The following is a 26,451-nucleotide window of genomic DNA, read 5'->3' on the forward strand; positions in this document are numbered from 1 at the left end:
TCCCATGACTCAACCCAACGCTCCCTTCACTATCCTCATCGCCGCACTGGGCGGCGAGGGCGGCGGCGTGCTGGCCGACTGGATCGTCGAGTGCGCCGTGCGCCAGGGCCTGCCGGTGCAGGCCACCTCGGTGCCTGGCGTGGCGCAGCGCACCGGCGCCACCAGCTACTACATCGAACTGCTGCGCCAGCCCGCACCGGGCGCGCAGCCCGTGTTCGCGCTCTCGCCCGTGCCGGGCAACGTCGATGCCCTGGTGGCCAGCGAGCTGCTCGAAGCGGCGCGCATGGTCGAGCGCGGCTTCGTGAGTGCGCGCACCACGCTGGTCGCCTCCACGCACCGCGTCTACACCACGCTCGAGAAGATGCACATGGCCGACGGCCGCCACGACCCGCAGCGCCTGGCCGGCGCGGCGCAGGCGCTGGCGGGCCGTGCCGTGCTGTTCGACATGGACGTGCTCACGCGCCGCCACGGCACCGTGGTCTCGGCCGTGATGTTCGGCGCCCTGGCCGGTGCCGGCGTGTTCCCCTGGCCGCGCGAGGTCTGCGAGGCCGTGATCAAGGACTCGGGGCGCGGCGTGCAGGCCAGCCTGGCCGGCTTCGGCGCCGCCTTCGACGCCGCGCAGGGTGGGGCAGTGGACGCCGAGGCCGCCGCCGCGCTCTCCGCGGCCGAGCTGCCCGAGGCCCTGCGCGCCGACTGGTCCGCGCGCCTGAAGGCCTGGCCCGAGGCCGTGCAGCGCCTGGCCGCGCACGGCGCGCTGCGCTGCCTGGACTACCAGAACCGCGCCTACGCGCAGAGCTTCCTGGAGCGCGTGGACGCTCTCGTGAAGGCCTGCCCGCATGAGGCCGAGGCCGCACGCGACGAGGCCATCCGCCACCTGGCGCTGTGGATGTGCTACGAGGACGTGATCCGCGTGGCCGACCTCAAGAGCCGCGCCTCGCGCTTCCAGCGCGTGCGCCGCGAGGCCGAGGCACGCACCGGCGAAATCGTGCGCATCACCGAGCACTTCAAGCCCGGCCCCGACGAAGTGGCCGCCGTGCTGCCGCGCGCCTTGGGCGAAGCCCTTGTGCGCCTGGCCGAGCGCCGGGGCTGGATGGGCAAGGCGCACTTCGGTCTGCACATCCGCACCAGCAGCCTCTGGGGCTTCCTGATGCTGCGCACCCTGGCCTGGCTGCGCCCGCTGCGCCCGCGCTCGCTGCGCTTCGCGCACGAGGACGAGGCCCTGCGCGCCTGGCTCGCCGCCATGGCCCACCTGGCCCCGCGCACGCCGCGCCTGGCCGCCTCGGTGGCGGGCCTGCCACAGGTCATCAAGGGCTATGGCGACACGCAGGTGCGGGGCCGCCAGAACTACGCCCGCCTGTGGGCCACGCACGTCAAACCCGCGCTGGTGGGCGAGGTGGACGACACGTCCGCCGCACTCGCGCTCGAGCAGGCCCTGCGCGCCACGCTGGCCGACCCCGAAGGCACGCTCAACAAAGCCCACGCGCGCACGCCCGCCGCGCAGCCGGTGTTCTGGGCGCCACGCCGTCCCGCCGGTGACGCCGCCACGATTCCCCCCGCCGCATGATCGGCCCCGCCGATGACATGCTTCCAATCCAATAGCACCACGTCAACAACAGGAGACACACGATGAAGACCCCCCGCCTCACCGCCATCCGCTTCGCCGCGCTGGCGGCGCTCACGCTGGGCGCCCTGGGCGCGCAGGCGCAGGACAAGGCCGCCGAGCTGAAGTTCGCGCACTGGCTGCCGGCCACGCACCCGCTGGCCAAGCTCGGTTTCGAGCCCTGGGCCAAGTCGGTCGAAGCGGCCTCCAAGGGCTCCATCAAGGTCATGCTGTTTCCCGCCCAGCAGCTCGGCAAGGCGGCCGACCACTACGACATGGCGCGCGACGGCATCGCACAGATGACCTGGGTGAACCCCGGCTACCAGGCCGGCCGCTTCCCGCTCATCGCCGCGGGCGAGCTGCCCTTCCTGCTGGGCAAGCCCGGCCCGGCTTCCGCCGCGCTCGACCAGTGGTACCGCCAGTACGCCGGCCAGGAAATGAAGGACGTGAAGTTCTGCTTCGCGCACGTGCACGTGGGCACCTTCCACTCCAAGAACCCCATCACCGAGCCCGGCCAGCTCAAGGGCCTGAAGATCCGCTCGGCCAACGGCACCGTGGCCCAGACCATGAGCCTGCTGGGCGCCACCAACGTGCAGGTCTCGGCGCCCGAGGCGCGCGACGCCATCCAGAAGGGCCTGGCCGACGCCATCACCTTCCCCTGGGGCTCCATCCTTTCCTTCGGCATCGACAAGGCGGTGAAGTACCACACCGACATGCGCTTCTATGCCTCCGACTTCGTCTGGGTGATGAACAAGCCCTGGTACGACGGCCTGGCCGCCGGCCAGAAGAAGGTCATCGACGACCACTGCAACAACGAGTGGGCCGGCAAGGTCGGCGCCGCCTGGGGCGACGACGAGGACAGCGGCCGCGAGAAGCTCGAGAAGACCGCCGGTCACACGCTCGTCAAGCTCACGCCCGCGCAGATGGACGTCTGGAAGCAGGCCGTGCAACCCATCTACGCCGACTGGCTGAAGGCCGCCAGCGCCACCGGCGTGAATGGCCAGGCCGCGCTGGATGGGCTGCGCAAGGAGCTGACCGCACGCGGGGGCGCCAACTGATGAAGCGGCTGCTGTCGGCGGTCGAGACGCTGGCCGCGCTCTCGCTGCTCGTGATCGCGCTGGTGACGGCGGGCAACGTGCTCGTGCGCTACACCGTGGGCTGGCAGATTCCCGACTGGTTCGACGGCACGCAGATGCTGCTGGGCATCGCGATGTTCTGGGGCATCGCGCTGGCCACCTGGTACGGCAACCACATCGCGGTGGATTTGCTGTGGGAGGCCCTGGGCCCGCGCGGCAAGCGCTGGATCGACGTGCTGGCCACCGCCGTGACCCTGGCCTTCCTGGTGCCTCTGGCCTGGATGGTGTGGGTCAAGGTGGGTGGCACGGGCAACCAGGGCACCATGGACCTGCGCCTGCCGCTCAAGTGGTTCTACAGCGCGGCCGCCGTGGGCGCCACCGTGGCCGCCGTGCTGGCCCTGGTGCGCCTGGGGCTGCTGCCCTTCGGCCGCGAGGCGCACGCCGACGCCGTCGACGAGGTCACCGTGGAGGGCATCCATGGATCGTGATCTCGTCGCCCTGCTGGGCTTTGTCGGCATGTTCGCGCTGATGGCGCTGCGCGTGCCCATCGGCGTGGCCATGGGCATCGCGGGCGTGGCGGGTTTTGCCGCGCTGGGCGGGCTCGCGCCGGGCATGAACCTGCTGGCCAACGTGCCGCTGTCGGTGCTGACGGACTACAACCTGGTCGTCATTCCGATGTTCATCCTGATGGGCGCCTTCGCCTCGCATTCGGGCATGAGCGCCGAGCTGTTCGCGGCCGGCCGCGCCTGGCTGCACCACCGCCGCGGCGGCCTGGCGCTGGCCTCGGTCGCGGCCTGCGGCGGCTTCTCGGCCATCAACGGCTCGTCGGTGGCCACGGCCGCCACGATGACGCAGGTGGCCCTGCCCGAGATGCGCCGCGCCGGCTACGAGCCCGGCATCTCCGCCGGCCTGATCGCCGCGGGTGGCACGCTGGGCATCATGATCCCGCCTTCGGTGATCCTGGTGCTCTACGGCATCATGACCGAGGTGGACATCACCCAGCTCTTCGCGGCCGGGGTGGTGCCCGGCCTGATGGCGGTGGTCTTCTACTCCGTGGTGGTCGCCGTCATTGCGCGCCTGCGGCCCGAATGGATGCCTCAGGGCGAGCGCCACAACTGGGCCGAGCGCCTGGCCACGCTCAAGCCCCTGTGGGCCGTGATCGTCCTCTTCGTCTTCGTGCTCGGCGGCATCTACGGCGGCCTGTTCACGGTGCAGGAGGCGGCGGGCGTGGGCGCCACGGGCACGCTGCTCATCGGCATGGCGCGCGGGCGCCTGCGCTGGCCGCAGATCAAGGAGTCGCTCATCAGCGCCCTGCGCGTGTCCTCGGCCATCATGACCATCGTGGTCGGCGCCTACCTGTTCGGCTACTTCCTCACCATCACCCAGTTCACCCAGAACGCGGTGGACTTCCTGGTGAACCTGCCGGTCGGGCCCTACGGCGTGCTGGCGCTCATCATGCTGGGCTACCTCGTCCTGGGCGCCGTGATGGACGAACTGGCCATGCTGCTGCTGACCGTGCCCATCGTGTTCCCCGCGATGGTGCACCTGGGCTTCGACCCGGTGTGGTTCGGCGTGATCGTGGTGATGGCGGTGACCTTCGGCATGATCTGCCCGCCCGTGGGCATGAACGTGTTCGTCATCAACTCCATTGCGCGCGATCTGTCGCTGGGGCAGATCTACCGGGGCACCATGCCGTTCATCGCGGCCGACGTGGTGCGCCTGTTCGTCCTCTGCGCGTTTCCCTCGCTGTCGCTCTGGCTACCGGGGCTGCTGGCCTAGCGGCGGCCATGCCTTGACGCGACGCCCCACCGGCCCCACGGCCCGTGGGGCGTTTTCATTCACCTGCGACAATCCGCTCCCTGGCCCCTGCCTCGATGGTGAAATTGGTAGACACAGCGGACTTAAACTCCGCCGCTGCCCGAAAGGGGGCGTACCGGTTCGACCCCGGTTCGAGGCACCAGGCGCGCGCCGCGCGGAGGCCTAGGTTTTTTCCGGACAGCCCGGTAGAGTGAGTTTCCATGAGCAGCCGATACGACGCCCCTTTCGAAATCCACGTGCACGGTGACGTGCCCCTGCGCGACGACGTGGTGTTCGACCAGATCCAGGAGGCCTTGAAGCCCCTGTGGCAGTACGCGGGTGGCCGCTCGCTGGCCGCCGCCGCCGAAAGCAGCTATGAGGACGAGCCCGGCATCCGCTTCGACGCCGAGTCGCACACCCTGCAGATCTGCTGGACGGTCAACGGCGACGAGGACTTCCGCCAGGCCGTCGAGGACGCCTGCATGGGCCTGAACGAAATCGCCTCGGCCGGCGCGCCGCTGGAGGTGTCCTTCTACGACACCGAGTTCGACGAGGAAGACGAGAACAGCGAAGAGGAAGCGCGCGACGACTTCCTCATGTGCTTCGTCGGCCCCACGCCGGCGGCCATCATGCAGGTGCAGCGCGATCTGCTGGTGCAGGACGTGGTGCAGGTGATGGAGCGCCACTTCGACGCCTCGGAACTGGGCGACGTGGTGGCCTCGATCGACAAGCTCTTCAACCAGCGCTTCGACGCCCTGGTCAGCTCCATGCAGTTGGGCAAACCGCCGCGCGGGCATGGCCCCTCGGGCCACGGCGGACCGCGCAAGCCGCGGCACCTGCACTGATGCCCACCACCGCCCTGAACCCTGGCGTGCGCAAGCGCGAGGTGTTCGGCTGGGCGATGTACGACTTCGCCAACTCCGGCTACACCACGGTGGTGCTCACGGCCGTGTTCGCGGCCTATTTCGTCGGCGCGGTGGCCGGCGGCGCCACCTGGGCCACCTTCGCCTGGACGGCCGCGCTCAGCGTGTCCAACCTGCTCGTGATGTTCACCATCCCGGCCATGGGCGCCTGGGCCGACCGCCACGCCCGCAAGAAGCGCCTGCTCATGCTCACCACCCTGGGCTGCGTGGCCGCCACGGCCGGCCTGGCCCTGGTGCAGCCCGGCGCGGTGGTGTTGGGGGTGGTGCTCATCGTGCTGTCCAACCTGTGCTTTGCCTGGGGCGAATCGCTGATCGCGGCCTTCCTGCCCGAGATCGCCCGGCCCGAGGCCATGGGCCGCGTGAGCGGCTGGGGCTGGAGCCTGGGCTATGTGGGCGGCATGCTCACGCTGGGCATCTGCCTGGCCTATGTGCTCTGGGCACAGGCGCAGGGCCAGAAGGCCGGGCAGTTCGTTCCCGTCACCATGATCGTCACGGCCGCCATGTTCGGCCTGGCCGCGCTGGTCACGCTCTCCCTGCTGCGAGAGCGCGCCCAGCCGCAGGCCGGGCGTGAGGGTGGCTGGCGCGCCTCGCTGCGGCGGCTGCACGCCACCTTCCAGCAGGCGCGCCACTACCGCGACTTCATGTGGCTGCTGGCCTGCACGGCCGCCTACCAGGGCGGTGTGGCGGTGGCCGTGGCGCTGGCGGCCATCTACGCGGAACAGGTCATCGGCTTCAAACAGCAGGAGACCATGGCGCTGATCTTCGTGCTCAACCTGGCGGCCATGGCCGGTGCGTTCGCCTTCGGCTACGGGCAGGACAGGCTGGGCCACAAGCTCGCGCTCAGCCTCACGCTGCTGGGCTGGATCGCCACCTGCGTGATCGCCGCGCTCAGCACCACCAAGGGCATGTTCTGGTACGCCGCCGCCATCGCGGGCCTGTGCATGGGCTCCAGCCAGTCGGCCGGGCGCGCCATGGCCGGCATGCTGGCGCCGCCGGCGCAACTGGCCGAGTTCTTCGGCCTGTGGACCTTCGCCGTGCGCGTGGCCAGCATCGTGGGCCCGCTCACCTACGGTGCCATCACCTGGGCCACCAGCGGCAATCAGCGCCTCGCCATCCTGTCCACCGCGCTGATGTTCGTCATCGGCCTGGTGCTGCTGGTGCCGCTGAACATGCGGCGCGGGCGGGAAGCGGCGCTGACGGCGCCCTCGACCGCTCAGCTCTGAAGCGCAAACACCTCGGCCGAGGACAGGCCCAGCCACTGCCGCGTGGCGCGGGTGAGCGCCTCGGGCCCCCCGGTGCAGCGCCAGGCCGGATCGCCCCTTGACGCGGCGCCAACCGCCGCTGCGGCGCCCGCCAGCAGGCTCAGCGCGCGGCGCGCCACCGCCTCGGCCGGATCGATCAGTGTGAGCGGGTGACCCTCGCAGGCGGCGCGCCAAGACCCGAGCACCAGCGGGTAGTGCGTGCAGCCCAGCACCAGCGTGTCGATGCCCGGTGCCCCGTCCAGCAGCGCCCGCAGGTGGCTGCGGCACAGCGCCTCGGCCGCGGCCTCGTCGCCACGCTCGATCGCATCGGCCAGGCCATCGGCCGCGCGCTCGTGCACGGCGGCGCCATCCGCCGCGTTCGCCAGACAGGCCGCGCGCAGCGCCTGGTAGCGCGCGCTGCCGAGCGTGGCGCGCGTGGCCAGCACGCCCACCCGGCCGCTGCGCGTGGCGGCCAGGGCAGGGCGTAGGGCTGGTTCGATGCCCACGATGGGCAAATCCGGGTGCTCGGCGCGCAGCGCGTCGATGCCGACGGCGGTGGCCGTGTTGCAGGCCAGCACCAGCAGGTTCAGGGGTTCGCGATCGCGCCAGCCGCGAACGAGGGCGCCGAGGCGTTCCCGCAGTGCCTCGGCCGGGCGTTCGCCGTAGGGCGCCCAGGCGTTGTCGGCCAGGTAGCTCAGGTGGGCGTGCGGCAGGGCCTCGCGCAGGGCCCGCCACACGCTCAGGCCTCCGACGCCGCTGTCGAAGACACCGACGATGGGAGCGGAACCGCTCAAGCCGTGGCCAGCGAGATGCCCTTGAACTCGCCCGAGGCGATGCGCTGGCTCCACTCGGCCGGGCCGGTGATGTGCGCGCTGGTGCCACCGGCGTCCACCGCCACGGTCACGGGCATGTCCACCACGTCGAACTCGTAGATGGCTTCCATGCCGAGGTCCTCGAAGCCCACCACCTTGGCGTTCTTGATGGCCTTGGACACCAGGTAGGCCGCGCCGCCCACCGCCATGAGGTAGGCGCTCTTGTGCTGCTTGATCGCCTCGATGGCGACCGGGCCGCGCTCGGCCTTGCCGATCATGGCGATCAGGCCGGTCTTCTCCAGCATCATGCCGGTGAACTTGTCCATGCGCGTGGCGGTGGTGGGGCCGGCGGGGCCCACGGCCTCGTCGCGCACCGGGTCCACCGGGCCCACGTAGTAGATGACGCGGTTGGTGAAGTCCACAGGCAGCGGCTCACCCTTGGCCAGCATGTCCTGGATGCGCTTGTGCGCGGCGTCGCGGCCGGTGAGCATCTTGCCGTTGAGCAGCAGGGTCTGGCCGGGCTTCCAGGCCGCCACTTCTTCCTTCGTGAGCGTGTTCAGGTCCACGCGCGTGCTCTTGTTGTAGTCGGGCGCCCAGTGCACGTCGGGCCACAGGTCCAGGCTGGGGGCGTCCAGGTAGGCCGGGCCGCTGCCGTCGAGCACGAAGTGCGCGTGGCGCGTGGCCGCGCAGTTGGGGATCATGGCCACGGGCTTGCTGGCCGCGTGCGTGGGGTACATGGCGATCTTCACGTCCAGCACGGTGGTGAGGCCGCCCAGGCCCTGCGCGCCGATGCCGAGGGCGTTGACCTTCTCATGCAACTCCAGGCGCAACTCTTCCACCTGCGTGAGCTTTTCGCCCTTGGCTGCCTTGGTCTGCAGCTCGTACATGTCGATGTCGTCCATGAGCGACTGCTTGGCCATCAGCATGGCCTTCTCGGCCGTGCCGCCGATGCCGATGCCCAGCATGCCCGGCGGGCACCAGCCCGCGCCCATGGTGGGCACGGTCTTGAGCACCCAGTCCACCAGCGAATCGCTGGGGTTGAGCATCACGAACTTGCTCTTGTTCTCGCTGCCGCCGCCCTTGGCCGCGACGGTCACGTCGACGGTGTTGCCGGGCACGATCTCGGTGAAGATGACCGCGGGCGTGTTGTCCTTGGTGTTCTTGCGGGCGAAGTGCGGGTCGGCCACCACGCTGGCGCGCAGGGTGTTGTCGGGGTGGTTGTAGCCGCGGCGCACGCCTTCGTTGATGGCGTCGTCCAGGCTGCCGGAGAAGCCCTCGAGCCGCACGTCCATGCCGATCTTCAGGAAGACGTTGACGATGCCCGTGTCCTGGCAGATGGGGCGGTGGCCGGTGGCGCTCATGCGGCTGTTGGTCAGGATCTGCGCGATGGCGTCCTTGGCCGCGGGGCTCTGTTCGCGCTGGTAGGCGCGCGCCAGGTGGGCGATGTAGTCGGCGGGGTGGTAGTAGCTGATGTACTGCAGCGCACCGGCGATCGATTCGATGAGATCGTCGGCCTTGATGGTGGTGGGCATGGTCGGTCGTGGGCTGGGTGGATAACCTTGGGATTATCCCTCCCGGAGGATTCCCGCACGGCGCGGTGCCGGCGGCCTTGGCCAGAGGGAGTGAGACTGAAAAAGGACTATATTCAGTCCTCTCCAAGAAATCCGAGGAAGCGGTCCATGCGCTACTCATCCCAAGTCAAACCCATCAGCTACCTCAAGGCCAATGCAGCGGAGGTGTTGGCGCAGCTGTCGGAGCGGCGTGAACCCCTGGTCATCACCCAGAACGGCGAAGCCAAGGCCGTGCTGCAGGACGTCGCCTCGTTCGAGGAGACCCAGGACACATTGGCCTTGCTCAAGATCCTGGCCCTGGGCAACCAGGACGTGGATGCCGGGCGGGTCAAGCCGGTCGCAGAGGTGGTGGCGCGTTTGCGGGCCAAGCGGGCAGCGGACTGATGCCCGGAAAGCCACGGCGCTACGAGGTCTTGCTCACGCATGGCGCGGAGCAGGACCTGGAGTCCATCCACGGCTACATCACCGGTGCGGATTGCCTGGCCAGCGCCAACCGGGTCCTCGATCAAGTGATGGCCGCCGTGGAGGGTCTCGCCCAATTCCCCGAACGCGGCAGCTACCCCAGGGAGCTGCTGGCGCTTGGCATCAAGGAGTACCGACAGACCGCGTTCAAACCGTATCGGGTGATCTACCGCGTCGTGGGCCATCAGGTCGTGATCTACCTGATCGTCGATGGCCGTCGAGACATGCCATCGGTACTGGCGCGTCGTCTGCTTGGTGCCTGAGCGGTGGGCACGATGCCTCGACGCACCTAGGCCTCAGCGCTTCCCCTTGCCCCCCGCCTGCCGCTTGCGCCAGTACTGGAAGGCGTCCTCATGGCACTCGATGTCGAGCTCCTGCAGGCGCTGCTGCAGCCGTTCCTGCACGTCGGCCACCGTCTGGTTGTAGACCAGCGGAGCGATCTCCTCCAGGAAGAAGTTCAACAGAGCGCCGGCACCGATATTGCCGATGCGCTGGTCCAACTCTTCGTTGAAGTAGCGCTCGATGGACGCGATGGCCTGCGCGCGCTCGTCGCGAGGAAGTTCGATGGGCATGGCTTGGCTTCGTTGAAATCAATACACCGCGAACCGCCCCGTCCACTTCCTCTCGTAGTCCATCTTCGCGAAGTGCCCGGCCATGAAGTCGATGAAGGCGCGGACCTTGGCCGAGAGGTGCTTGCGGCTGGGGTAGGCGAGGTTGATGGTGAGGTGGGGCAGGTCCCAGTCTTCCAGCACGGGCACCAGGCGGCCGGCCACGATGTCGTCGTAGACGATGTAGCTGGGCTGGATCAGGATGCCCATGCCATCCAGCGCGGCGGCGCGCACGATCTGGCCGTCGTTGGTCTCCAGCAGGCCCTTGATCTGGATGGTCTTCTGCTCGCCGCTGCCGATCTGCGTGAAGCGCAGCTCGTTGGGCGTGTTGGCGTGCAGGTAGACCAGCAGCTTGTGCTGCTGCAGGTCGTCCAGCCCTTTCGGAAAACCATGCTTCGCCAGGTAGCCCGGTGAGGCCGCCAGCACGCGCCGCGTCTCGCCCAGGCGGCGGATGGTGATGTTGCTGTCGGGCTCGTACTCGCGCGTGCGGATCGCCACGTCGATGTTGTTGTCGATGATGTCGAGGTAGCGGTTGGCCGCCTCCACGTGCACGCTCACGTTGGGGTAGCGCTCGGTGAACTCGCGCAGCAGCGGCGCGATGTGGTGCATCGAGAAGCTCAGGGAGGCCGTCACGCGCAGCAGGCCCGTCGGGTTGAGCGCGGCGGCGTTCACGTCGGACTCGGCGTCGCGCAGGTCGCTCAGGATGTTGCGCGCGCGCTGGAAGAACTCCTGCCCCGTGTCGGTGAGGTACAGGCGCCGCGTGTTGCGCTCCACCAGGCGCACGCCCAGGCGTTCCTCCAGCGCCGCCAGGTGGCGGCTGGCGCTGGCGTTGCTCAGGTTCAGGGTTTCGGCCGCGCGCGACAGGCTGCCGGTTTCGGCCACCTGCACGAACAGTTCGATCTCGGTCCAGCGGTCCATCGCTTGTCTCGTCGTTTTCTTCGGGTTGTCCCTGAGGCTCTTTCGCCGGACGGAAAAGTCTTTTCGATTCCGGGCATTGGTTTTCCATTTCGAGCGGCCTACATTCTGCCGCCACGGTGGCCCAAGCGGGCCCGCAGGCACAAGGATTTCGGAGACACGACGGTGCGCAACCTCAACCAGGACAACATCACGCAGGCGGTCATCGCCCGCCTGGCCCAGACGCCGGACCCGCGCCTCAAGCAGGTGCTGACGAGCCTGGTGCAGCACCTGCACGCCTTCGCCCGCGAGGTGAAGCTGACCGAGGCCGAGTGGGCCTACGGCATCGACTTCCTCACCCGCGTGGGCCACACCTGCGACGACCAGCGCCAGGAATTCATCCTGCTGTCGGACACGCTGGGCCTGTCCATGCTGACGGTGGCGCTGAACAACCAGAAGCCCGCCGGCTGCACAGAGGCCACGGTGTTCGGCCCCTTCCACGTGGAGGGCGCGCCCGAGGTGCCGCACGGCGCCGACGTGGCCAACGGCGCGCCCGGCAAACCCTGCGAGGTGGCGGGCAGCGTGCGCGGCCTGGGCGGCGAGCCGGTGGCCGGTGCGGTCATCGACGTCTGGCAGGCCGACGCCGACGGCCTGTACGACGTGCAGCGCGAAGGCCTGAAGCAAGCGCAAGGACGGGCGGTGCTGCGCAGCGACGCCGAGGGGCGCTTTCACTTCCGCAGCGTGGTGGCCGAGCCGTACCCCATTCCCGACGACGGCCCGGTGGGCGAGATGCTCAAGGCCACCAAGCGGCACCCCTGGCGGCCGGCGCACCTGCACTTCCGCATCCAGGCCCCGGGCTACCAGACCCTGGTGACGCACGTCTTTCGCGACGGCGACCCCTACCTCGATTCGGACGCCGTGTTCGGCGTGCGCAGCTCGCTCGTGGCCGATTGGGTGGAACAGCCCGACGGCCGCGTGACCCTGGACTTCGATTTCGTGTTGAACCCGATCCCGTAAGCCCGACCCCGTGAACCCGATCCCCGATCACCGACCCAGCGACAACAACGGAGACAAGACCATGACGATCAAGAAACGCGCCTTCGTGACCGGCGCCCTGGCCGCCGCGTTGATGGCCGCCGGCCTCACCACGGCCCACGCGCAGCAGACCTTCAAACTCACCATCGCCTCCAGCCACCCCACCTCCTTGCCCTGGGTGGGCCTGATGAGCACGCTCTTCGTGCCCGAGGTGAACAAGCGCGTGGAGGCCCTGGGCAAGGGCTACAAGATCGAGTGGAAAGAGGCCTACGGCGGCCAGCTCTACAAGATGAACGCCACGCTCACCAGCGTGGGGCAGGGCATCGCCGACATCGGCTGGGTGTTCGCCAACCTCGAGGCGGCCAAGATGCCGCTGACCCAATACGCCACCGTCACGCCCTTCGCCACCGGCGACGTGCGCACGCTGCTGCAGGTGGCCAACGAACTGAACGAGAAGATCCCCGCCCTCAAGGCCGAGTGGGACAAGAACAACGTGGTGTTCCTGGGCGCCAGCGGCGTGGACACCTACCACCTGTTCACCAAGGTGCCCATCAACACCTACGCCGACCTGAGCGGCAAGAAGATATCGGCCCCCGGCGCCGTGGGCATGTGGCTCAAGGGCTCGGGTGCGGTGCCGGTGGACGGCTCGCTCACCAGCTACTACACCGACATCCAGACCGGCGTGAGCGAGGGCACGATCTCGATCGCCACCGGCATCCTGCCGAACAAGATCTATGAGGTGGCGCCCTACGTCACCACGGTGGACATCGGTGCGCTCTACAACGGCGGCATGGCCATCAACAAGGACACGTTTGGCGCGCTGCCGCCCGAGGTGCAGAAGATCGTGAAGGACGTGGGCCTGGAGTACTCGCGCGTGCTGGGCGACACGCTCATGCAACGCTACGAGGCGGCGCTCAAGGCCATCGGCGAGCAGGGCGCCAAGCAGGCCGTGCCGGTGAAGATCGCGCCCATGGCCCCTGGCGAGCGCGAGAAGTGGGCCAAGACCATGCCCAACATCGCGGGCGAGTGGGTGAAGGCCAATGCCTCGCGCGGGCCCGCGGCGCAGATCGTGAAGACCTACATGGAAGAGCTGCGCAAGCGCGGGGCCAAGCCGCTGCGCGACTGGGACAAAGAGCTCTGATCGGTCGCATTCATGAGCTTTGAAGCCAACACCAACCTGGAGGAGGCGCCGGTGTCATCGGCGCCGTCCAGTCCCTTCGGGCACGTCGTCGACGCGCTCAACGGCCTGGGCTCCATCGTCATCGCGCTGGTCATGGTGCTGATGTGCGCCGATGTGTTCATGCGCAACGCCTTCAACCAGCCCCTGGACGGCGTGGCCGAGATGGTCGCGGCCTCGATCATCGTGATCGTATTCCTGCAGCTGCCGGCCACGCTGCGTCACGGGCGCATGAGCCGCGCCGACCTGTTCCTCGATCCCTTCCTGCTGCGCCGCCCGCGCGCCGGCCGCCGGCTGCGCGCGCTGTTCTCGCTCGTGGGCATCTTTGCCTGCGGGGTGATCGCCTACGCCACCTGGCCGCTGTTCCAGCGCGCCTGGGCCAACAACGAGTTCTTTGGCGTGGAGGGCGTGTTCACCTTCCCCACCTGGCCGATGCGCATCGTGGTGTTCACGGGCGCGGCGCTGGCCGCGGTGCAGTACGCGCTGCTGGCCTGGCAGGACTGGCGCGAGAGCGCGCAAGGCGGCGCCGGGAAGGGCAGCCATGTCTGATCTGCTGCTGGGCTTCATGGCCATCGGGGTGATGCTGAGCTTCATCATCCTGGGCATGCACATCGGCATCGCGCTGATCGTCACCTCCTTCGTGACGGTCTGGCTCATGCGCTCGCCCGAGATCGCGGCGCGCTTCGTCGGCGCGGCGGCCAACGACGCCATCCGAGACTACCTGTTCGGCGTGGTGCCGCTGTTCGTGCTCATGGGCATGTTCGTGAGCGTGAGCGGGGTGGGGCGCGACACCTTCGACGTGTTCCAGTGGCTGTTGCGCCGGCTGCGTGGCGGCCTGGGGCTGGCCACGGTGGGTGCCAACGCGGTGTTCGCGGCCATCACGGGCATTTCCATCGCCTCGGCCTCGGTGTTCACCAAGGTGGCCACGCCGGAGATGATGCGCCACGGCTACACGCCGCGCTTCTCGGTGGGTGTCGTGGCGGGGTCATCGGTGCTGGGCATGCTCATCCCGCCTTCGCTGCTGATGATCATCTACGGCGTCATCGCCGAGGAATCGATCGGGCGCCTGTTCCTCGCGGGCATCCTGCCCGGCCTGCTGCTGGCCCTGCTGTTCTGCGCCCTGATCCTGGGCCTGGCCTATTGGCGCCCGGCCAGCATCTACCGCTCGGGCCAGGCGGCCTCGGCCATCGAGCAGGACACCGAAACCTGGCGCAGCGCCTCCGTCAAGTTCTTCCCCATCCTGGTGCTCATCGTGCTGGTGCTGGGGGGCTTGTACAGCGGCTTCTTCACGCCCACCGAAGCGGGTGCCGTGGGCGCGGCGGGGGCCTTCGTGATCGCGCTGGCGCGCCGCCGCCTCACCTGGCGCAAGCTGTGGAATGTGCTCACCGAAACCGGCTATGTCTCGGTCTCGGTGCTGTTCCTCATCGTGGCGGCCTCGCTGTACAGCCGCATGCTCGCACTCACCGGCATGCCCGCGGCCATCACCACCGGCATCACGGAGATGGGCCTGGGGCCGTGGGGCTTCCTCGTGGCCTACCTGCTCATCGTCATTGCGCTGGGCTGCATCATCGACTCGGTCTCGATCATGCTGATCATGCTGCCCATCGTGCTGCCCATTGCCGCCAGCTTCGGCATGGACAAGATCTGGTTCGGCGTGCTCACCGTGGTGGCGGTGGAAATCGGCCTGCTCACGCCGCCCTTCGGCGTCTCGGTCTACACGGTCAAGAGCGCGCTCAACAACCCCTCCATCACCATCCGCGACATCTTCGCCGGCACCTTCCCCTTCGTGCTGGTGATGGTGTTCTCGCTGTTCGTCCTTGCCATCTTCCCGGGGCTGTCCACCTGGCTGGCCCGCATGTGAACCCATGATCTACGTCTTCCACCTCCTCGACAAACCCGGCGGCCTGGAACTGCGCCAGCGCCTGCGCCCCGAGCACAAGGCCTATCTCGGTGCCATGGCCGATCGCATCGCCTTTGCCGGGCCCCTGCTGGCCGACGATGGCAGCACCATGGTGGGCAGCGTGCTCGCCATCGACTTCGACAGCCGCGAGGCCGCGCTGCAATGGCAGGCCGGCGAACCGTTCACGAAGGCCGGGCTGTACGCCAGTGTCTCGGTGTACGCCTTCCAGAACCTGTGGCCCCAGAAGGCGGGTTTCCCACCCAGCGCCTGAGGATCCGATGCCCATCGTCAAGCACATCGTGATGTGGAACATCCTCGGCGACACCGCCGAGGAGAAGGCGCGCAACACCCAGCGCCTGAAGGCCGCCTTCGAAGGCATGCGCGGACGCATCCCGGGCATGCTGGCGCTGGAGATCGGTGTGGACATCAGCCGCGTCGATTACGCCTGCGACGTGGTGCTCTATTCCGAGTTCGAGACAGCACAAGCCCTGGCCGACTACGCTACCCACCCCGAACACCTGCGCGTGCGCCAGCAGCTCGAAGGCTTGCGCATCGCGCGCCACCAGGTGGACTACCTTCCCCTTTGATCCTCGCACCGAAAGGACTTCCCTCCGTGACCCCGCTCGACCCCGCCGCCATCGACACGATCTTCCGCAAGGCCCGCACGGCCAATGGTTTTCTCGACCAACCGGTGTCCATGGACCTGTTGAAACAGGTGTACGAACTGGCCGCGCTGGGCCCGACGTCGATGAACACCCAGCCCACGCGCTACGTGTTCCTGCAGTCGAAGGAAGCCCGCGAGCGCCTGCTGCCGGCCATGTCGCCGGGCAACCTGGACAAGACGCGCACCGCGCCGGTGACGGTGATCGTGGCCACCGACACGAAGTTCTACGAGTACATGCCGCGCGTGTGGCACCGCGAGGGCGCCAAGGAGAACTTCGAGGCCAACGCCGCCCTGGCCAGCGGCACCGCCACGCGCAACGGCACCCTGGGTGGGGCCTACTTCATCGTCGCGGCGCGCGCCCTGGGCCTGGACTGCGGCCCCATGAGCGGATTCGACCTCGCCAAGGTGGACGCCGAGTTCTTCCCCGACGGCCGCTGGAAGACCAATTTCCTGATCAACCTCGGCCACGGCGACGACAGCAAGCTGTTCAACCGCAACCCGCGCCTGGGCTTCGACGAGGCCTGCAAGGTGCTCTGAGCGCGCGCGGCGCACCCAAAGAAAAAGCGCGGCACTGCCGCGCTTTTTTTGTGGTGGGACAGGCGGTGCTTACTGCACCTTGGCCTTGTCGCGCAGGCCCTGCTGGTACTGCTGCATCTTCTGCTGGGTGATCTGCTGGGTGATCTGGGGCTTGAGTTCGTCCAGGCTGGGCAGTTGCGCCTCGCGCACGTCGTCCACGCGGATCACGTGCCAGCCGAACTGGCTCTGCACCGGCGCCTCGGAGAGTTGGCCTTTCTCCAGCTTGACCATGGCCTGCGAGAACTCGGGCACGTAGCTGGCCGCCGGCGCCCAGTCCAGGTCGCCGCCGTTGGCGCCGGAGCCCGGGTCCTTGGACTGCTTCTTGGCGATGTCCTCGAACTTGGCGCCCTTCTTGAGGTTGGCGATGATGGCCTTGGCCTCGTCTTCCTTCTCGACCAGGATGTGGCGCGCCTTGTATTCCTTGCCCGCGCTGGCGGCCGCGAACTTGTCGTACTCGGCCTTGACCTCGGCGTCGGTCACCGGGTTCTTCTTCTGGTAGTCCGCGAAGAGGGCGCGAATCATGATGGTCTGGCGGGCCAGCTCCATCTGGTTCTTGAACTCGGTGCTGTTGGCCACGCCCTGTTTCTGCGCTTCCTGCATGAAGATCTCGCGCAGCACGACTTCTTCCTTGATCTGGGCGCGGACCGCATCGTCCACCGGGCGGCCGCTGGCCTCGATCTGCTGCACCAGCGCGTCAACGCGCGCGGTGGGCACGGGCTTGCCGTTGACGATGGCCACGTTCTGAGCGGCCGCCCAGGGGGCGGTGGCCATCAAGACCGCCGCGGTCAGTGCCGTGAGGGTGACTTTCATGGAAATCCTCGGAGTTGGAAAGGTGTTGGAGCCGCCGCGCGCCCGCCGGTTCGCGGGGGGATGTGACAGAAGGTAGTCGGGGGCTGCGTCAGCGCTGGATCTCGATCGCCAGGGCGTGCAGCCCGGCGTCCGTGAAGGGACGCAGGGCATCATACACAAGGCGATGCTGCGCCACGCGGCCCAGTCCGGCGAAGGCCGGGGCCGCGATGCGCACCCGGAAATGCGTGCCGTAGCCGAGGCCGTTGGCGCCCGCGTGGCCCGCGTGCGCGGCGCTTTCGTCGATGACCTCCAGCGCGGTCGGCGAGAGGGTGTCGCGCAGCCGCGCCTCGAGGGCGGCGGCGGTGGGGATGGCCGGCGTGTTCATGCTTCGGAACGCGGTTCCTCGTCCTTGATGTGCCGCGCGATGTACAAGCCCTGCGCGACGATGAAGGCCACGGGGAAGACGTAGCCCCAGAGCTTGAAGTTCACCCATTGCTCGGTGGTCTGGTAGGCGGCGAACCAGGCATTGATGGCCGCCATGAACAGGAAGTAGCCAACCCAGGCCACGGTGAGGCGCGCCCACACGGCTTCGGGCAGGCTCAATTGGGTACCGAGCAACATCTGCAGGAAGTTTTTCTTCCAGCCCCACAGCGCGGCGCCCAGCACCACGGCCATGCCGGTGTAGAGCACGGTGGGCTTCCACTTGATGAAGCGCTCGTCCTGCAGCACCAGGGTGAGCACGCCGAACACCAGCACCAGCACCAGCGTGATCTTGTGGATGTTCTGCAGCTTGCGGTCCAGCGCGTAGACGATGCCGGTCTGCACCACGGTGGCGGCCATGAGCACGCCGGTGGCCAGGTAGATACCCTCCAGCTTGTAGGCGGCGAAGAAGAGCAGGATGGGAAGGAAGTCGAGAAGCAGGCGCATGGGCGCAATTATCCGTGGACACTGTGTCAGGGAACCGCGGCGGGGCTTGCCGGCTCCGATGTCTGGCTGCCTTGGCCCCCGCTTTGGCCCCATTGGCGCCGTGTGACAACCCGATGGAGATTCCATGAACCCCCAAGAACAGCAAGCCATCCTCACCATCGCGCTCATGGCCGCCCTGGCCGACGGCGAGAAGGCCGACACCGAGCGCGAGAGCATCCGCGGCATCGCCGAGTCGCTGGGCGCCGAGGCCGGCGCCAACGGGCTGGCCAAGGTGTATCAGGATGTGCTGCTCAAGCGCGTGGACCTGGCCGCCAGCGTGGCCCGACTCAGCGACCCGGGCCAGCGCGAGCTGGCCTACGAAATGGCGGTGTGCGTGTGCGATGCCGACGGCGCGCGCTCGCCGGCCGAGACGGCCTTCCTGGCCGACCTGAAGGCGCGGCTGAAGCCGGACGCGGCCGAATCGGCGGCTTTCGAGAAGGTCGAATCGGCGCTGGTGGAGGCGGCGGCCGTGGCGGTGCCGGTGGCCGTGGCGGCCACGCCCGCGCCCGCCGCGCCGGCCTCCCCCGCGGCCAGCGAGGTGCGCGGGCCCGATGGCGCCGCGCTGGACAAGACCATCCTCAACTACGCGCTGCTCAACGGCGCGCTGGAGCTGCTGCCGCAGTCCTGGGCCTCGATGGCCATCATTCCGCTGCAGGTGAAGATGGTCTACGAGATCGGCCAGGCGCACGGCGTGGAACTGGACCAGGGCCACATCCGCGAGTTCATCGCGGCGGTGGGGGTGGGGCTGACCTCGCAGTACCTGGAGCAGTTCGGCCGCAAGCTCATTGGCGGCCTGCTGGGCAAGGCGGCGGGTCGCACCATCGGTGGCGTGGGCCGGGCGGCCACGGGCATGGCGTTTTCCTTCGCCACCACCTACGCGCTGGGGCAGGTGGCCAAGCGCTACTACGCGGGCGGTCGGCAGATGAGCACGGCGCTGCTCAAGCAGAGCTTCCAGGACCTGCTGGGCCCGGCGAAGCAGATGCAGACGCAGTACCTGCCGCAGATCCAGCAGAAGGCGGCGACGCTGGATGCGGGGCAGGTGATGGCGATGGTGCGCGGGCGCTGAGCCGCTCGCTCAGACAGCGGCGGGCACTCCCTCGCGCATCACCGCCGCCGCGATGTCCAGCGAGCGCAGGCGCAGCGCCGGGTCGAACACGTCGCTCACCAGGATGAACTCGTCGGCCTCGGTCAGGTCGGCCAGGCGCTGCAGGCCGGCGCGCACCGTGTCGGGGCTGCCGATGACGGCGGCGGCCAGGAAGTCGGCGATGCCCTGGCGCTCGTGCGGCGCCAGCGAGGCCACGAAACCCTCCACCGGGGGCGGCAGTTGCCCGCGCCGGCCGGTGAGGATGCCCAACACGCGCTGGTAGGTGCTGCTGGCCAGGTACTCCGCCTCTTCGTCGGTGGGCGCGGCGATCAGCGGCACGCCGATGGCGGCGTAGGGTTTGTCCAGCGTGGCCGAGGGGTGGAATTCCGCGCGGTACACCTCCAGCGCCTGCAGCAGCAGGCGCGGGGCGAAGTGCGAAGCAAAGGCGAAGGGCAGGCCGCGCTGCGCCGCCAGCCGGGCCGAGAACAGGCTGGAGCCCAGCAGCCAGATCGGCACGTTCGTGTTCTGCCCGGGCACGGCCACCACGCGCTGGCCCGGCTGCACCGGGCCCAGGAAGGCGGCCAGCTCGGCCACCTCGCGCGGGAAATCGTCCTCGGTCTCCACCCGGTCGCGGCGCAGGGCGCGCATGGTCAGGCCGTCGGTGCCGGGCGCGCGGCCCAGGCCCAGGTCGATGCGGCCGGGGTACATCTCGGCCAGGGTGCCGAAGGCCTCGGCCACCACCAGGGGCGCGTGGTTGGGCAGCATGACGCCGCCCGAGCCCACGCGCATGCGCTGCGTGGCGCCGGCGATGTGGCCCACCAGCACGGCCGTGGCCGAGCTGGCGATGCCGCTCATGTTGTGGTGCTCGGCCAGCCAGTAGCGCGTGAAGCCCAGGCGCTCGGCGTGCTGGGCGGTGCGCGTGGCCACCGCAATGGCGTCGGCCACGGTGCCGCCTTCGCGCACCGCGACGAGGTCGAGCATGGAGAGCTTGATGTCGGCCAGGTTCGGCATCGGATCAGTCTCCCTTGTGCTCGAGCGAGGCCGAGTTCATGCAGTAGCGCAGGCCGGTGGGTGCGGGGCCGTCCTCGAACACGTGGCCCAGGTGGGCGCCGCACTGGCTGCACACGGTCTCGGTGCGCACCATGCCGTGGCTGCGGTCGGTGATCTCGGTGATGGCGCCGGGGATGGCCTTCCAGAAGCTGGGCCAGCCGCAGCCGGCGTCGAATTTGGTGCCGGCGTCGAACAGGTGGTTGCCGCAGCAGATGCAGTGGTAGCTGCCGTCGGCCCAGATCTCTTCGTATTTGCCGGTGAAGGGGCGCTCGGTGTGGGCCTGGCGGGTGACCTCGAAGGCGCCGCGCTCGGCGCCCTTGGCGGCCAGGATCTCGCGCCACTCGGCGTCGGTTTTCTTGATGGGGAAGTCCATGTCGTGAGGTCCTTTCAGGAGGAACAGCTGATCTCGATTTGCTGCGCCCAGTCCGGGGGGAAGGCGGCGAGCTCGTCCTCGCCTTCGGATTCGTCGAAGGGCGCGGCCAAAGCTTTCAGCAGGCGATCGACTTCGCTGAAGTCGCCCTGCTGCGCGCGCTGGATGGCGATCTGCGCCAGGTGGTTGCGCAGCACGACGCGCGGGTTGATCCAGCGCATGGCGGCGGCCGTGGCGGCGGCGTCGAAGCCGGGCTGGGCCCGCAGGCGCTCGTGCCAGCGCGCGGCCCAGGTGTCGAAGGCCTCACGCTGCAGGAACAGGTCGCGCACGGGCTCGACCGCACCGTCGGCCGCGCCACACAGCCGGCGGAACAGGATGGTGAAGTCCACCGCGTCCTTGGCCATGAGCTGCATCAGTTCCTCGATGAGCTCGGCGTCGCCCTCGCGCGTGTCGGCCAGCCCCAGCTTGGCGCCCATGCGGCGGGTGAGCGCGGCGGGGAACAGGGTCTTGTACGGCTCCAGCGCGTCCAGCGCCTGCTGCTGGTCGTCCATCAGGGGCAGCAGGGCCTGGCCCAGGCAGAACAGGTTCCAGTAGGCCACGTTGGGCTGGCGGTGGTAGGCGTAGCGCCCGCCGTGGTCGCTGTGGTTGCAGATGTGCGCCGGGTTGAAGGCGTCCATGAACTGGAAGGGCCCGTAGTCGATGGTGAGGCCCAGCACGCTCATGTTGTCGGTGTTCATCACGCCGTGGCAGAAGCCCACCGCCTGCCACTGCGCCATCAGCTCGGCCGTGCGCGCGCTCACCGCTTGCAGCAGGCGGGCGTAGGGGTTGCCATGGCCGTCGCGGCAGTCCGGGTAGAAGCCGTCGATGACGAAGTCGGCCAGGCGGCGCAGTTCGTCCGTGAGGCCGTTGGCGGAGAAGTGCTCGAAGTGCCCGAAGCGGATGAAGCTGGGCGCCACGCGCGTGACCACGGACGCGGTTTCCACGGTCTCGCGGATCACCGGCTGCGGCGAGCCCGTGACGATGAGCGCGCGTGTGGTGGGAATGCCCAGGCCGTGCATGGCCTCGCTGCACAGGTACTCGCGGATGGAGCTGCGCAGCACGGCGCGGCCGTCGCCCATGCGCGAGTAGGGGGTGCGGCCCGCGCCCTTGAACTGGATTTCCATGGGCCCGGCGGGCGTGTCCAGCTCGCCCAGCAGCAGGGCGCGCCCGTCGCCGAGCTGGCCGGCCCACACACCAAACTGGTGCCCGCTGTACACCGTGGCCAGCGGCCGCGCGCCCTCGATCGGCAGCGAGCCGCTGAACGCGTGCACGGCCTCGTCCTGGCGCAGGCGCTCGGGGTCCAGGCCCAGTGCCCGCGCCAGCGGGGCGTTCAGGCTCACCAGGTGGGGCTCGGGCAGCGGGGTGGGGGGCAGCTCGGTGAAGAAGGCCGGCCCCAGGTCGGCGAAGCGGTGGCGCCAGGGCAGGGCCAGGTCCAGCGCCGCCGGCGCGGCGGTGTCGGTGTCGTTCATGGGGTGGATTGTCCCCTGGGGGGGTATTCCGGCCTGGTTTCAGGGCCTTGACCGATTGCCAGCGTCTCGGCGGGCCAGATAATGTGCGCCGGTTATGCGCCGGCCAGACGCTGGCGCCAGGGGGAATAACAACCGTGAAGAAGTCCCATGCGCACTGACGCCCAGGCCATTCTGTTCGTCGACGACGAAGCCGTGTCCCGCCAATGGTTCTCGCGCTGCTTTGGTGACGAGTTCGAGATCGCCACCGCCGCCAGCGTCGAGGACGCGTTGACGATCCTCACCGATCGGGGCGAGTCCTTCGCAGCGCTCATCACCGACTACCGCATGCCCGAGCAGGACGGCATGAAGCTGCTCAAGGCCGTGCGGCGTGAGCACCGCCACCTGGTGCGGCTGCTGGTGACGGCCTATGCCGAGAAGGACGTCGCCATCGCGGCGGTCAACCAGGGCCAGGTGCTGCGCATCCTGGAAAAACCCCTGGAGGACGAGCCCACGCGCGAAGCCCTGCGCGAGGCGCTGTCGCTCTACCGCCACCAGGCGCTGGAGCGCGCGCTCAACGAAGGCCGGGCCGCCGCGCTGCGCGAGACCCTGGGCTTTCTGGCGCACGAACTCAACACGCCACTGGCCACGGTGCGCGGCAGCGTGTCGGCGGTGCTGGAACGCCACCGCCCGCCCGAGCCGGGCGACGCGGCGGGCACCGTCCGCTTCGAGGGCCTGGGATCGAAGGAGGTGCTGGCCGCGCTGGAGCGCGCCGAGCGGCGCGCGCTGTATTGCCAGTCGCTGGTGGCCACCTTCGTGCAGTCGGCACGCGACGCCTACCCGGGCGCGGCACCGCAGACCGTGAGTGCGTCCAGCCTGCTGGGCGCGCTGATCGACGAGTACCCGTTCGAGGACCGCGAGCGCCGCTGGGTCGAGGCCGAGCTGCGGCACGACTTCCGCCTGCCCGGGCGGCGCGACCTGCTGTACCTCGTGATGTGCACGCTCACCAAGAACGCCATCCTGGCGCTGCGCGACACGACCGGGCAGCGCCTGCACGTGGCGGTCGACTGCGTGGCGGGGCCGGGGGAGCCGCGGGGCTTCATCCGCTTCATCGACAACGGCCCGGGCATCCCGCCCGAGGTGCTGGCGCGGCTCACGCGCGAGCCGGTGACCACCCGCGCCGCCACCGGGGGCAACGGCATGGGCCTGATGTTCTGCCAGCGCGTGATGCAGGCCGCCGGTGGGCAGATCCGCGTCAAGTCCATCCTGGGCGAGGGCACCACCGTGGAGCTGCTGTTCGAGCGCGGCGTGCAGCCGGTGGCGGCCAGCGAGGCCTGATCCGCGCGCGCCCGCGGGCTCAGCCGGATTCGCTCACCGCCTCGGCGCCCAGCAAGCGGGCCCGGTACTGACCCGGCGACACGCCGAACCAGCGCTTGTTCGCGCGAAAGAAATTGCTCTGGTCGGCAAAGCCGAGCAGGTCGGCCACCTGCGCGAGGGCGTAGCGCGGTTCGGCCAGGTACTTGCGCGCCAGGTCGCGCCGCGCATCGTCCAGCAGCCGCTGAAAGCTGGTGCCTTCCTCGTGCAGGCGGCGCTGCAGCGTGCGGTCGGCCATGGCCAGGCCGCTGGCGATGTCTTCGCGGCGCGGCTCGCCCAGGTGCAGGCAGCGGATGATGGCCTCGCTGGCGCGGTGACCGACGCGGGCATTGCCCAGGTGCACCAGGCGCGCCTCGATCACGCGCCGGTGCATGTCGAAGAGCTCCGGGTCGCTGGAGGGCAGGCGCGTCTCCAGGTCCGCGTTGTCGAGCAGCAGCCGTGTGGCCGGACGATCGAAGCGCACCGGGCAGCCGAAGGCGCGCTGGTACGGCTCGGCGTTCACCGGCTCGGGGAAGACGGACTCGGCGGCCAGCGCCCGCACCTCGCGCCGCGTGACCCAGCGGCACAGCATGGCCAACGCGAGCAGGCCGTATTCCTGGCGCTGGCGCGGCACCGGCTGCGTGTTGCCGATGTGGCCCAGCACCAGCCAGCATTGCTGCGTGCCCTGCGGCTCGAGTTCGAAGGTGGCGGCGTCGGAGATCACGGCCAGGTAACGCGCGAAGCTCTCCAGTCCGCAGCGCAGCGTGGGGCTGGCCAGCATCACGTAGGCCACCATGTCGTAGTTGACGTGGCGGGTGGCGAGTTCGCGGTCCATGCCCAGCGCCGGCTGGCCCGACCAGGCCACCGCCAGCCGCCACAGGCGGCTGATGTCCTCGGCATCGAAACGGGCCTCGGGCCGCTGCAGCAGGGCCATGTCGACGCCGGCCGCCGCGAAGAGGCGCGGCACGTCCAGCCCCTGGGACGCAAACAGGTCTGCGATGCCCCGGACCCAGGTGACGGAGCTTGTCCTTGTCATCGGAGATTGGCGTCGTGAAGTCACTGGAATGGCCACGTTGCGATAGCGGCGCGGCGCACGCCCGTTCCTAGAATTTTTTCAAGGACGGCGCCGCCGGGCGGAGCCGGATTCAAAGGGATTTCAGTGCACGGCGCAAGCTGTTGTTTACCCCCAAAACCAGAGGAGACCCGTCATGTTCGAACGCACACCGGTGTCGGTGAAATGGGGCGCGGGCGCAGCCTTCGCGCTGCTGGCCGCGTGCGGCGGGGGCACCACGGCCCAGCCGCCAGCGCCCGAGCCACCGGCGCCCGAAGTCCGCCAGCTCGCCCAGGGCAGCGTGCGCGGCGTCAACGCCGCCGCCATCGACGGCACCTACCACTGGAAGGGCATTCCCTATGCCCAGGCGCCGGTGGGCGCGCGGCGCTGGAAGGCACCGGCCGCCCCACTGGCCTGGAGCGGCACGCGCGACGCCACCCGCTTCGGCGCCGCCTGCCTGCAGAACGGCCGCATCTACGGCCCGGGCGCCAACAACCGGCACGACGCCACCATCGGCACCACGCTGAACACCCCGCTCGGCAGCGAAGACTGCCTCACGCTCAACGTGTGGCGCCCGGCGAACAGTGGAACCGGTCTGCCGGTGATCGTCTTCGTCCACGGCGGCAGCAACATCTCGGGCTACACGGCCGACCCGGTGTACGACGGCGCGGCCCTGGCGCGCGAGACCAACACGGTGGTGGTGACGCTGAACTACCGGCTTGGCGTGCTGGGTTTCCTGAACCTGCCGCAGCTCAAGGGCGGCACCGACCCCGAGGAGGACTCGGGCAACTTCGCGCTGCTCGACATCGTGCAGGCCGTGCGCTTCGTGCGGCAGAACATCGCGGCCTTCGGCGGGAACGCCGACAAGCTCACGCTGATGGGCCAGTCGGCTGGCGCCATCAACGTGTGGGCGCTGATGGCCTCGCCGCTGGGCGCCGGGCTGTTCCAACAGGCGGTGCCGCTGTCGGGTGGCATTTCCCTGGCGAGCAACCTGCCGCCCGGCACCATTCCCACGCTCAATCCCGCCTCGACCTACCTGGCCCAGGCCAACGGGCTGCTGGCGCGCCTGGCGATCGCCGACGGCCTGGCCGCCGATCTCCCGGGTGCGCAGGCCTGGATCGCCACGCAATCGGACACGCAGATCGCCGACTACCTGCGCGGCAAGAGCGGCGCCACCCTGCTGGGGACCTTGCTGGTGAACGGGCTCACCGGCTCCGGGCCGATTCCCGACGGCGCGGTGCTGCCCGCCGACCCGATCGCCGCCATCGCGGCCGGTCACTACCAGCGGGTGCCCGTGCTCGCGGGCAACACGGGCGAGGAGGGCAAGCTCTTCGCGCCCTTCCTCACACTGCTCGGCGGCCCGCCGGGCTTCAAGATCGACGACGCCACGCGCTTCAACCTGATGGAAGCCTTCGACCCCGACGCGCCCACCGCGCTCACCGAAGGCGACATCCTCGACGCCGCCTACACGCCGTCGAATACGCCGCTCACCGGCTGGACCGCGCGCGCCGCGCAACTGTCCGCCGCCTTCATGGCGCCCAGCCGCGACAACGTGCTGAACACGCTCAAGGCCCGGCAGCCCGAGGTCTGGTACTACCAGTTCGACTGGGCGCAGCAGCCCGCGCCGTGGAACACGGTCTATGGCGCCGCGCACGCCTTCGACCTGCCGTTCCTGTTCGGCAACTTCGGCCCTTCGCTGTTCGCCAACACCATCGGCGGCAACGCCAACCGCGCCGGGCGGCTCGCGCTGTCCGCGCACATGATGGCCGCGCTCGGCGCCTTCGCACACCAGGGGGATCCCAACCACGCGGGCCTGGGCGTGAACTGGCAGCCCTGGCCCGCGCAATTGCGCTTCGACGCCACGCCGACAGTGCCGCAGATCAGCGCCGTGCCTTGAGCCTGTCCCGCATCGGACATGTCGGGGTTTTCTCTCGGTGGAGGGCGGCGCTGCACCGCGCTTCACCCGCT

General features: G+C 69.3%; 29 protein-coding genes and 1 tRNA gene. 19 read left to right on the top strand and 11 right to left on the bottom strand.

Annotated features, from left to right (window positions below; translation table 11 throughout):
• The first annotated feature begins 4 nt into the window (after window positions 1-4).
• The 7 genes from VLG41_RS16880 (at window position 5) to VLG41_RS16910 (ending at window position 6,619) form a co-directional block, all read left to right on the top strand.
• On the top strand, window positions 5-1,564 hold the full coding sequence (locus VLG41_RS16880; protein ID WP_325350555.1) for an indolepyruvate oxidoreductase subunit beta family protein: 1,560 nt from the start codon (window positions 5-7) through the stop codon (window positions 1,562-1,564).
• A gap of 62 nt (window positions 1,565-1,626) precedes the next feature.
• The gene (locus VLG41_RS16885; RefSeq protein WP_325350556.1) at window positions 1,627-2,658 is read left to right on the top strand and encodes a TRAP transporter substrate-binding protein; all 1,032 of its coding nucleotides are present in this window, start codon (window positions 1,627-1,629) and stop codon (window positions 2,656-2,658) included.
• Window positions 2,658-3,164, top strand: a complete 507-nt coding sequence (locus VLG41_RS16890; RefSeq protein WP_325350557.1) for a TRAP transporter small permease — start codon at window positions 2,658-2,660, stop codon at window positions 3,162-3,164. The genes VLG41_RS16885 and VLG41_RS16890 overlap by 1 nt, the downstream gene beginning before the upstream one ends.
• The gene (locus VLG41_RS16895; protein ID WP_325350558.1) at window positions 3,154-4,455 is read left to right on the top strand and encodes a TRAP transporter large permease; all 1,302 of its coding nucleotides are present in this window, start codon (window positions 3,154-3,156) and stop codon (window positions 4,453-4,455) included. The genes VLG41_RS16890 and VLG41_RS16895 overlap by 11 nt, the downstream gene beginning before the upstream one ends.
• An 89-nt stretch (window positions 4,456-4,544) precedes the next feature.
• Window positions 4,545-4,636: transfer RNA gene (locus VLG41_RS16900), tRNA-Leu, on the top strand.
• Window positions 4,637-4,694: 58 nt separating this feature from the next.
• Window positions 4,695-5,318: a DUF6806 family protein gene (locus VLG41_RS16905; RefSeq protein WP_291022160.1), complete on the top strand. Its 624-nt coding sequence runs from the start codon at window positions 4,695-4,697 to the stop codon at window positions 5,316-5,318.
• Entirely contained in the window at window positions 5,318-6,619 is a 1,302-nt protein-coding gene (locus VLG41_RS16910; RefSeq protein WP_325350559.1) for an MFS transporter, read from the top strand. Before VLG41_RS16905 ends, VLG41_RS16910 begins: the two co-directional genes overlap by 1 nt.
• On the opposite strand, the gene murI is transcribed toward VLG41_RS16910, so the two are convergent.
• A complete protein-coding gene (gene murI / locus VLG41_RS16915; protein WP_325350560.1) occupies window positions 6,610-7,431 on the bottom strand; it encodes a glutamate racemase in 822 nt (273 codons plus the stop codon). The genes VLG41_RS16910 and murI overlap by 10 nt on opposite strands.
• Complete coding sequence (locus VLG41_RS16920; protein ID WP_325350561.1) at window positions 7,428-8,981, bottom strand: fumarate hydratase; 1,554 nt, start codon at window positions 8,979-8,981, stop codon at window positions 7,428-7,430. Before VLG41_RS16920 ends, murI begins: the two co-directional genes overlap by 4 nt.
• A 147-nt stretch (window positions 8,982-9,128) precedes the next feature.
• On the opposite strand from VLG41_RS16920, the gene VLG41_RS16925 reads away from it, so the two are divergent.
• Both VLG41_RS16925 and VLG41_RS16930 read left to right on the top strand, forming a co-directional pair.
• A complete protein-coding gene (locus VLG41_RS16925) occupies window positions 9,129-9,404 on the top strand; it encodes a type II toxin-antitoxin system Phd/YefM family antitoxin (protein ID WP_325350562.1) in 276 nt (91 codons plus the stop codon).
• Window positions 9,404-9,745 (top strand): type II toxin-antitoxin system RelE/ParE family toxin, encoded by a 342-nt coding sequence (locus tag VLG41_RS16930; protein ID WP_325350563.1) that lies wholly within the window; start codon window positions 9,404-9,406, stop codon window positions 9,743-9,745. Before VLG41_RS16925 ends, VLG41_RS16930 begins: the two co-directional genes overlap by 1 nt.
• Before the next feature lie 33 nt (window positions 9,746-9,778).
• On the opposite strand, the gene VLG41_RS16935 is transcribed toward VLG41_RS16930, so the two are convergent.
• Together VLG41_RS16935 and VLG41_RS16940 are read right to left on the bottom strand one after the other, a co-directional pair.
• Window positions 9,779-10,054, bottom strand: coding sequence for a DUF2164 domain-containing protein (locus VLG41_RS16935; RefSeq protein ID WP_325350564.1), 276 nt, complete (start codon window positions 10,052-10,054; stop codon window positions 9,779-9,781).
• An 18-nt stretch (window positions 10,055-10,072) separates the two neighbouring features.
• Window positions 10,073-11,008: a LysR family transcriptional regulator gene (locus tag VLG41_RS16940; protein ID WP_009518665.1), complete on the bottom strand. Its 936-nt coding sequence runs from the start codon at window positions 11,006-11,008 to the stop codon at window positions 10,073-10,075.
• Window positions 11,009-11,170: 162 nt separating this feature from the next.
• On the opposite strand from VLG41_RS16940, the gene VLG41_RS16945 reads away from it, so the two are divergent.
• The 7 genes from VLG41_RS16945 to VLG41_RS16975 all read left to right on the top strand — a co-directional run bounded on the left by VLG41_RS16945 (window position 11,171) and on the right by VLG41_RS16975 (window position 16,297).
• Complete coding sequence (locus VLG41_RS16945; RefSeq protein ID WP_325350565.1) at window positions 11,171-12,001, top strand: intradiol ring-cleavage dioxygenase; 831 nt, start codon at window positions 11,171-11,173, stop codon at window positions 11,999-12,001.
• Window positions 12,002-12,062: 61 nt separating this feature from the next.
• The gene (locus VLG41_RS16950) at window positions 12,063-13,160 is read left to right on the top strand and encodes a C4-dicarboxylate TRAP transporter substrate-binding protein (RefSeq protein WP_325350566.1); all 1,098 of its coding nucleotides are present in this window, start codon (window positions 12,063-12,065) and stop codon (window positions 13,158-13,160) included.
• Between the two features lie 12 nt (window positions 13,161-13,172).
• The gene (locus tag VLG41_RS16955) at window positions 13,173-13,745 is read left to right on the top strand and encodes a TRAP transporter small permease (protein ID WP_325350567.1); all 573 of its coding nucleotides are present in this window, start codon (window positions 13,173-13,175) and stop codon (window positions 13,743-13,745) included.
• Window positions 13,738-15,057, top strand: a complete 1,320-nt coding sequence (locus VLG41_RS16960; RefSeq protein ID WP_325350568.1) for a TRAP transporter large permease — start codon at window positions 13,738-13,740, stop codon at window positions 15,055-15,057. The genes VLG41_RS16955 and VLG41_RS16960 overlap by 8 nt, the downstream gene beginning before the upstream one ends.
• Window positions 15,058-15,061: 4 nt before the next feature.
• Window positions 15,062-15,367, top strand: a complete 306-nt coding sequence (locus tag VLG41_RS16965; protein WP_325350569.1) for a YciI family protein — start codon at window positions 15,062-15,064, stop codon at window positions 15,365-15,367.
• A gap of 7 nt (window positions 15,368-15,374) precedes the next feature.
• The gene (locus tag VLG41_RS16970; protein ID WP_325350570.1) at window positions 15,375-15,683 is read left to right on the top strand and encodes a Dabb family protein; all 309 of its coding nucleotides are present in this window, start codon (window positions 15,375-15,377) and stop codon (window positions 15,681-15,683) included.
• Window positions 15,684-15,709: 26 nt separating this feature from the next.
• A complete protein-coding gene (locus tag VLG41_RS16975; RefSeq protein WP_325350571.1) occupies window positions 15,710-16,297 on the top strand; it encodes a malonic semialdehyde reductase in 588 nt (195 codons plus the stop codon).
• A 69-nt stretch (window positions 16,298-16,366) separates the two neighbouring features.
• Here VLG41_RS16975 and VLG41_RS16980 read toward each other — a convergent pair whose 3' ends face one another.
• From VLG41_RS16980 to VLG41_RS16990, 3 genes are all read right to left on the bottom strand, one after another.
• The gene (locus VLG41_RS16980; protein ID WP_325350572.1) at window positions 16,367-17,146 is read right to left on the bottom strand and encodes a peptidylprolyl isomerase; all 780 of its coding nucleotides are present in this window, start codon (window positions 17,144-17,146) and stop codon (window positions 16,367-16,369) included.
• Window positions 17,147-17,234: 88 nt separating this feature from the next.
• Window positions 17,235-17,510 carry a BolA family protein gene (locus VLG41_RS16985; protein WP_325350573.1) on the bottom strand — a complete coding sequence of 92 codons (276 nt, stop codon included), beginning with the start codon at window positions 17,508-17,510 and terminating at the stop codon, window positions 17,235-17,237.
• On the bottom strand, window positions 17,507-18,052 hold the full coding sequence (locus tag VLG41_RS16990) for a septation protein A (RefSeq protein WP_325350574.1): 546 nt from the start codon (window positions 18,050-18,052) through the stop codon (window positions 17,507-17,509). The genes VLG41_RS16985 and VLG41_RS16990 overlap by 4 nt, the downstream gene beginning before the upstream one ends.
• A gap of 124 nt (window positions 18,053-18,176) precedes the next feature.
• Between VLG41_RS16990 and VLG41_RS16995 the strand changes: the two genes are divergently transcribed.
• Window positions 18,177-19,157 (top strand): YcjF family protein, encoded by a 981-nt coding sequence (locus VLG41_RS16995; protein WP_325350575.1) that lies wholly within the window; start codon window positions 18,177-18,179, stop codon window positions 19,155-19,157.
• 9 nt (window positions 19,158-19,166) lie between these two features.
• On the opposite strand, the gene VLG41_RS17000 is transcribed toward VLG41_RS16995, so the two are convergent.
• The 3 genes from VLG41_RS17000 to VLG41_RS17010 are packed head-to-tail and all read right to left on the bottom strand — an operon-like array spanning window position 19,167 to window position 22,103.
• Window positions 19,167-20,186 (bottom strand): LLM class flavin-dependent oxidoreductase, encoded by a 1,020-nt coding sequence (locus VLG41_RS17000; RefSeq protein ID WP_325350576.1) that lies wholly within the window; start codon window positions 20,184-20,186, stop codon window positions 19,167-19,169.
• Between the two features lie 4 nt (window positions 20,187-20,190).
• Window positions 20,191-20,598 carry a peptide-methionine (R)-S-oxide reductase MsrB gene (gene msrB, locus VLG41_RS17005; RefSeq protein WP_325350577.1) on the bottom strand — a complete coding sequence of 136 codons (408 nt, stop codon included), beginning with the start codon at window positions 20,596-20,598 and terminating at the stop codon, window positions 20,191-20,193.
• A gap of 14 nt (window positions 20,599-20,612) precedes the next feature.
• Entirely contained in the window at window positions 20,613-22,103 is a 1,491-nt protein-coding gene (locus VLG41_RS17010; RefSeq protein WP_325350578.1) for a protein adenylyltransferase SelO, read from the bottom strand.
• Window positions 22,104-22,250: 147 nt separating this feature from the next.
• Between VLG41_RS17010 and VLG41_RS17015 the strand changes: the two genes are divergently transcribed.
• The gene (locus VLG41_RS17015) at window positions 22,251-23,417 is read left to right on the top strand and encodes a hybrid sensor histidine kinase/response regulator (protein ID WP_325350579.1); all 1,167 of its coding nucleotides are present in this window, start codon (window positions 22,251-22,253) and stop codon (window positions 23,415-23,417) included.
• A gap of 19 nt (window positions 23,418-23,436) precedes the next feature.
• Here the strand turns inward: VLG41_RS17015 and VLG41_RS17020 are convergent, their stop codons facing one another.
• A complete protein-coding gene (locus VLG41_RS17020) occupies window positions 23,437-24,468 on the bottom strand; it encodes an AraC family transcriptional regulator (RefSeq protein ID WP_325350580.1) in 1,032 nt (343 codons plus the stop codon).
• A 172-nt stretch (window positions 24,469-24,640) separates the two neighbouring features.
• On the opposite strand from VLG41_RS17020, the gene VLG41_RS17025 reads away from it, so the two are divergent.
• Entirely contained in the window at window positions 24,641-26,380 is a 1,740-nt protein-coding gene (locus tag VLG41_RS17025) for a carboxylesterase/lipase family protein (protein WP_325350581.1), read from the top strand.
• Window positions 26,381-26,451: the final 71 nt, after the last annotated feature.

Source organism: Hydrogenophaga sp. (assembly GCF_035481345.1).
In the GTDB taxonomy this organism is placed as follows: domain Bacteria; phylum Pseudomonadota; class Gammaproteobacteria; order Burkholderiales; family Burkholderiaceae_C; genus Hydrogenophaga.

Bases quoted from the DNA above. Each gene is read 5' to 3' on its own strand.
- VLG41_RS16880 (WP_325350555.1), top strand. From the start codon at position 5: ATGACTCAACCCAACGCTCCCTTCACTATCCTCATCGCCGCACTGGGC.
- VLG41_RS16885 (WP_325350556.1), top strand. From the start codon at position 1,627: ATGAAGACCCCCCGCCTCACCGCCATCCGCTTCGCCGCGCTGGCGGCG.
- VLG41_RS16890 (WP_325350557.1), top strand. From the start codon at position 2,658: ATGAAGCGGCTGCTGTCGGCGGTCGAGACGCTGGCCGCGCTCTCGCTG.
- VLG41_RS16895 (WP_325350558.1), top strand. From the start codon at position 3,154: ATGGATCGTGATCTCGTCGCCCTGCTGGGCTTTGTCGGCATGTTCGCG.
- VLG41_RS16905 (WP_291022160.1), top strand. From the start codon at position 4,695: ATGAGCAGCCGATACGACGCCCCTTTCGAAATCCACGTGCACGGTGAC.
- VLG41_RS16910 (WP_325350559.1), top strand. From the start codon at position 5,318: ATGCCCACCACCGCCCTGAACCCTGGCGTGCGCAAGCGCGAGGTGTTC.
- VLG41_RS16920 (WP_325350561.1), bottom strand. From the start codon at position 8,981: ATGCCCACCACCATCAAGGCCGACGATCTCATCGAATCGATCGCCGGT.
- VLG41_RS16925 (WP_325350562.1), top strand. From the start codon at position 9,129: ATGCGCTACTCATCCCAAGTCAAACCCATCAGCTACCTCAAGGCCAAT.
- VLG41_RS16930 (WP_325350563.1), top strand. From the start codon at position 9,404: ATGCCCGGAAAGCCACGGCGCTACGAGGTCTTGCTCACGCATGGCGCG.
- VLG41_RS16935 (WP_325350564.1), bottom strand. From the start codon at position 10,054: ATGCCCATCGAACTTCCTCGCGACGAGCGCGCGCAGGCCATCGCGTCC.
- VLG41_RS16940 (WP_009518665.1), bottom strand. From the start codon at position 11,008: ATGGACCGCTGGACCGAGATCGAACTGTTCGTGCAGGTGGCCGAAACC.
- VLG41_RS16950 (WP_325350566.1), top strand. From the start codon at position 12,063: ATGACGATCAAGAAACGCGCCTTCGTGACCGGCGCCCTGGCCGCCGCG.
- VLG41_RS16955 (WP_325350567.1), top strand. From the start codon at position 13,173: ATGAGCTTTGAAGCCAACACCAACCTGGAGGAGGCGCCGGTGTCATCG.
- VLG41_RS16960 (WP_325350568.1), top strand. From the start codon at position 13,738: ATGTCTGATCTGCTGCTGGGCTTCATGGCCATCGGGGTGATGCTGAGC.
- VLG41_RS16965 (WP_325350569.1), top strand. From the start codon at position 15,062: ATGATCTACGTCTTCCACCTCCTCGACAAACCCGGCGGCCTGGAACTG.
- VLG41_RS16970 (WP_325350570.1), top strand. From the start codon at position 15,375: ATGCCCATCGTCAAGCACATCGTGATGTGGAACATCCTCGGCGACACC.
- VLG41_RS16980 (WP_325350572.1), bottom strand. From the start codon at position 17,146: ATGAAAGTCACCCTCACGGCACTGACCGCGGCGGTCTTGATGGCCACC.
- VLG41_RS16985 (WP_325350573.1), bottom strand. From the start codon at position 17,510: ATGAACACGCCGGCCATCCCCACCGCCGCCGCCCTCGAGGCGCGGCTG.
- VLG41_RS16990 (WP_325350574.1), bottom strand. From the start codon at position 18,052: ATGCGCCTGCTTCTCGACTTCCTTCCCATCCTGCTCTTCTTCGCCGCC.
- VLG41_RS16995 (WP_325350575.1), top strand. From the start codon at position 18,177: ATGAACCCCCAAGAACAGCAAGCCATCCTCACCATCGCGCTCATGGCC.
- VLG41_RS17000 (WP_325350576.1), bottom strand. From the start codon at position 20,186: ATGCCGAACCTGGCCGACATCAAGCTCTCCATGCTCGACCTCGTCGCG.
- msrB (WP_325350577.1), bottom strand. From the start codon at position 20,598: ATGGACTTCCCCATCAAGAAAACCGACGCCGAGTGGCGCGAGATCCTG.
- VLG41_RS17010 (WP_325350578.1), bottom strand. From the start codon at position 22,103: ATGAACGACACCGACACCGCCGCGCCGGCGGCGCTGGACCTGGCCCTG.
- VLG41_RS17015 (WP_325350579.1), top strand. From the start codon at position 22,251: ATGCGCACTGACGCCCAGGCCATTCTGTTCGTCGACGACGAAGCCGTG.
- VLG41_RS17020 (WP_325350580.1), bottom strand. From the start codon at position 24,468: ATGACAAGGACAAGCTCCGTCACCTGGGTCCGGGGCATCGCAGACCTG.
- VLG41_RS17025 (WP_325350581.1), top strand. From the start codon at position 24,641: ATGTTCGAACGCACACCGGTGTCGGTGAAATGGGGCGCGGGCGCAGCC.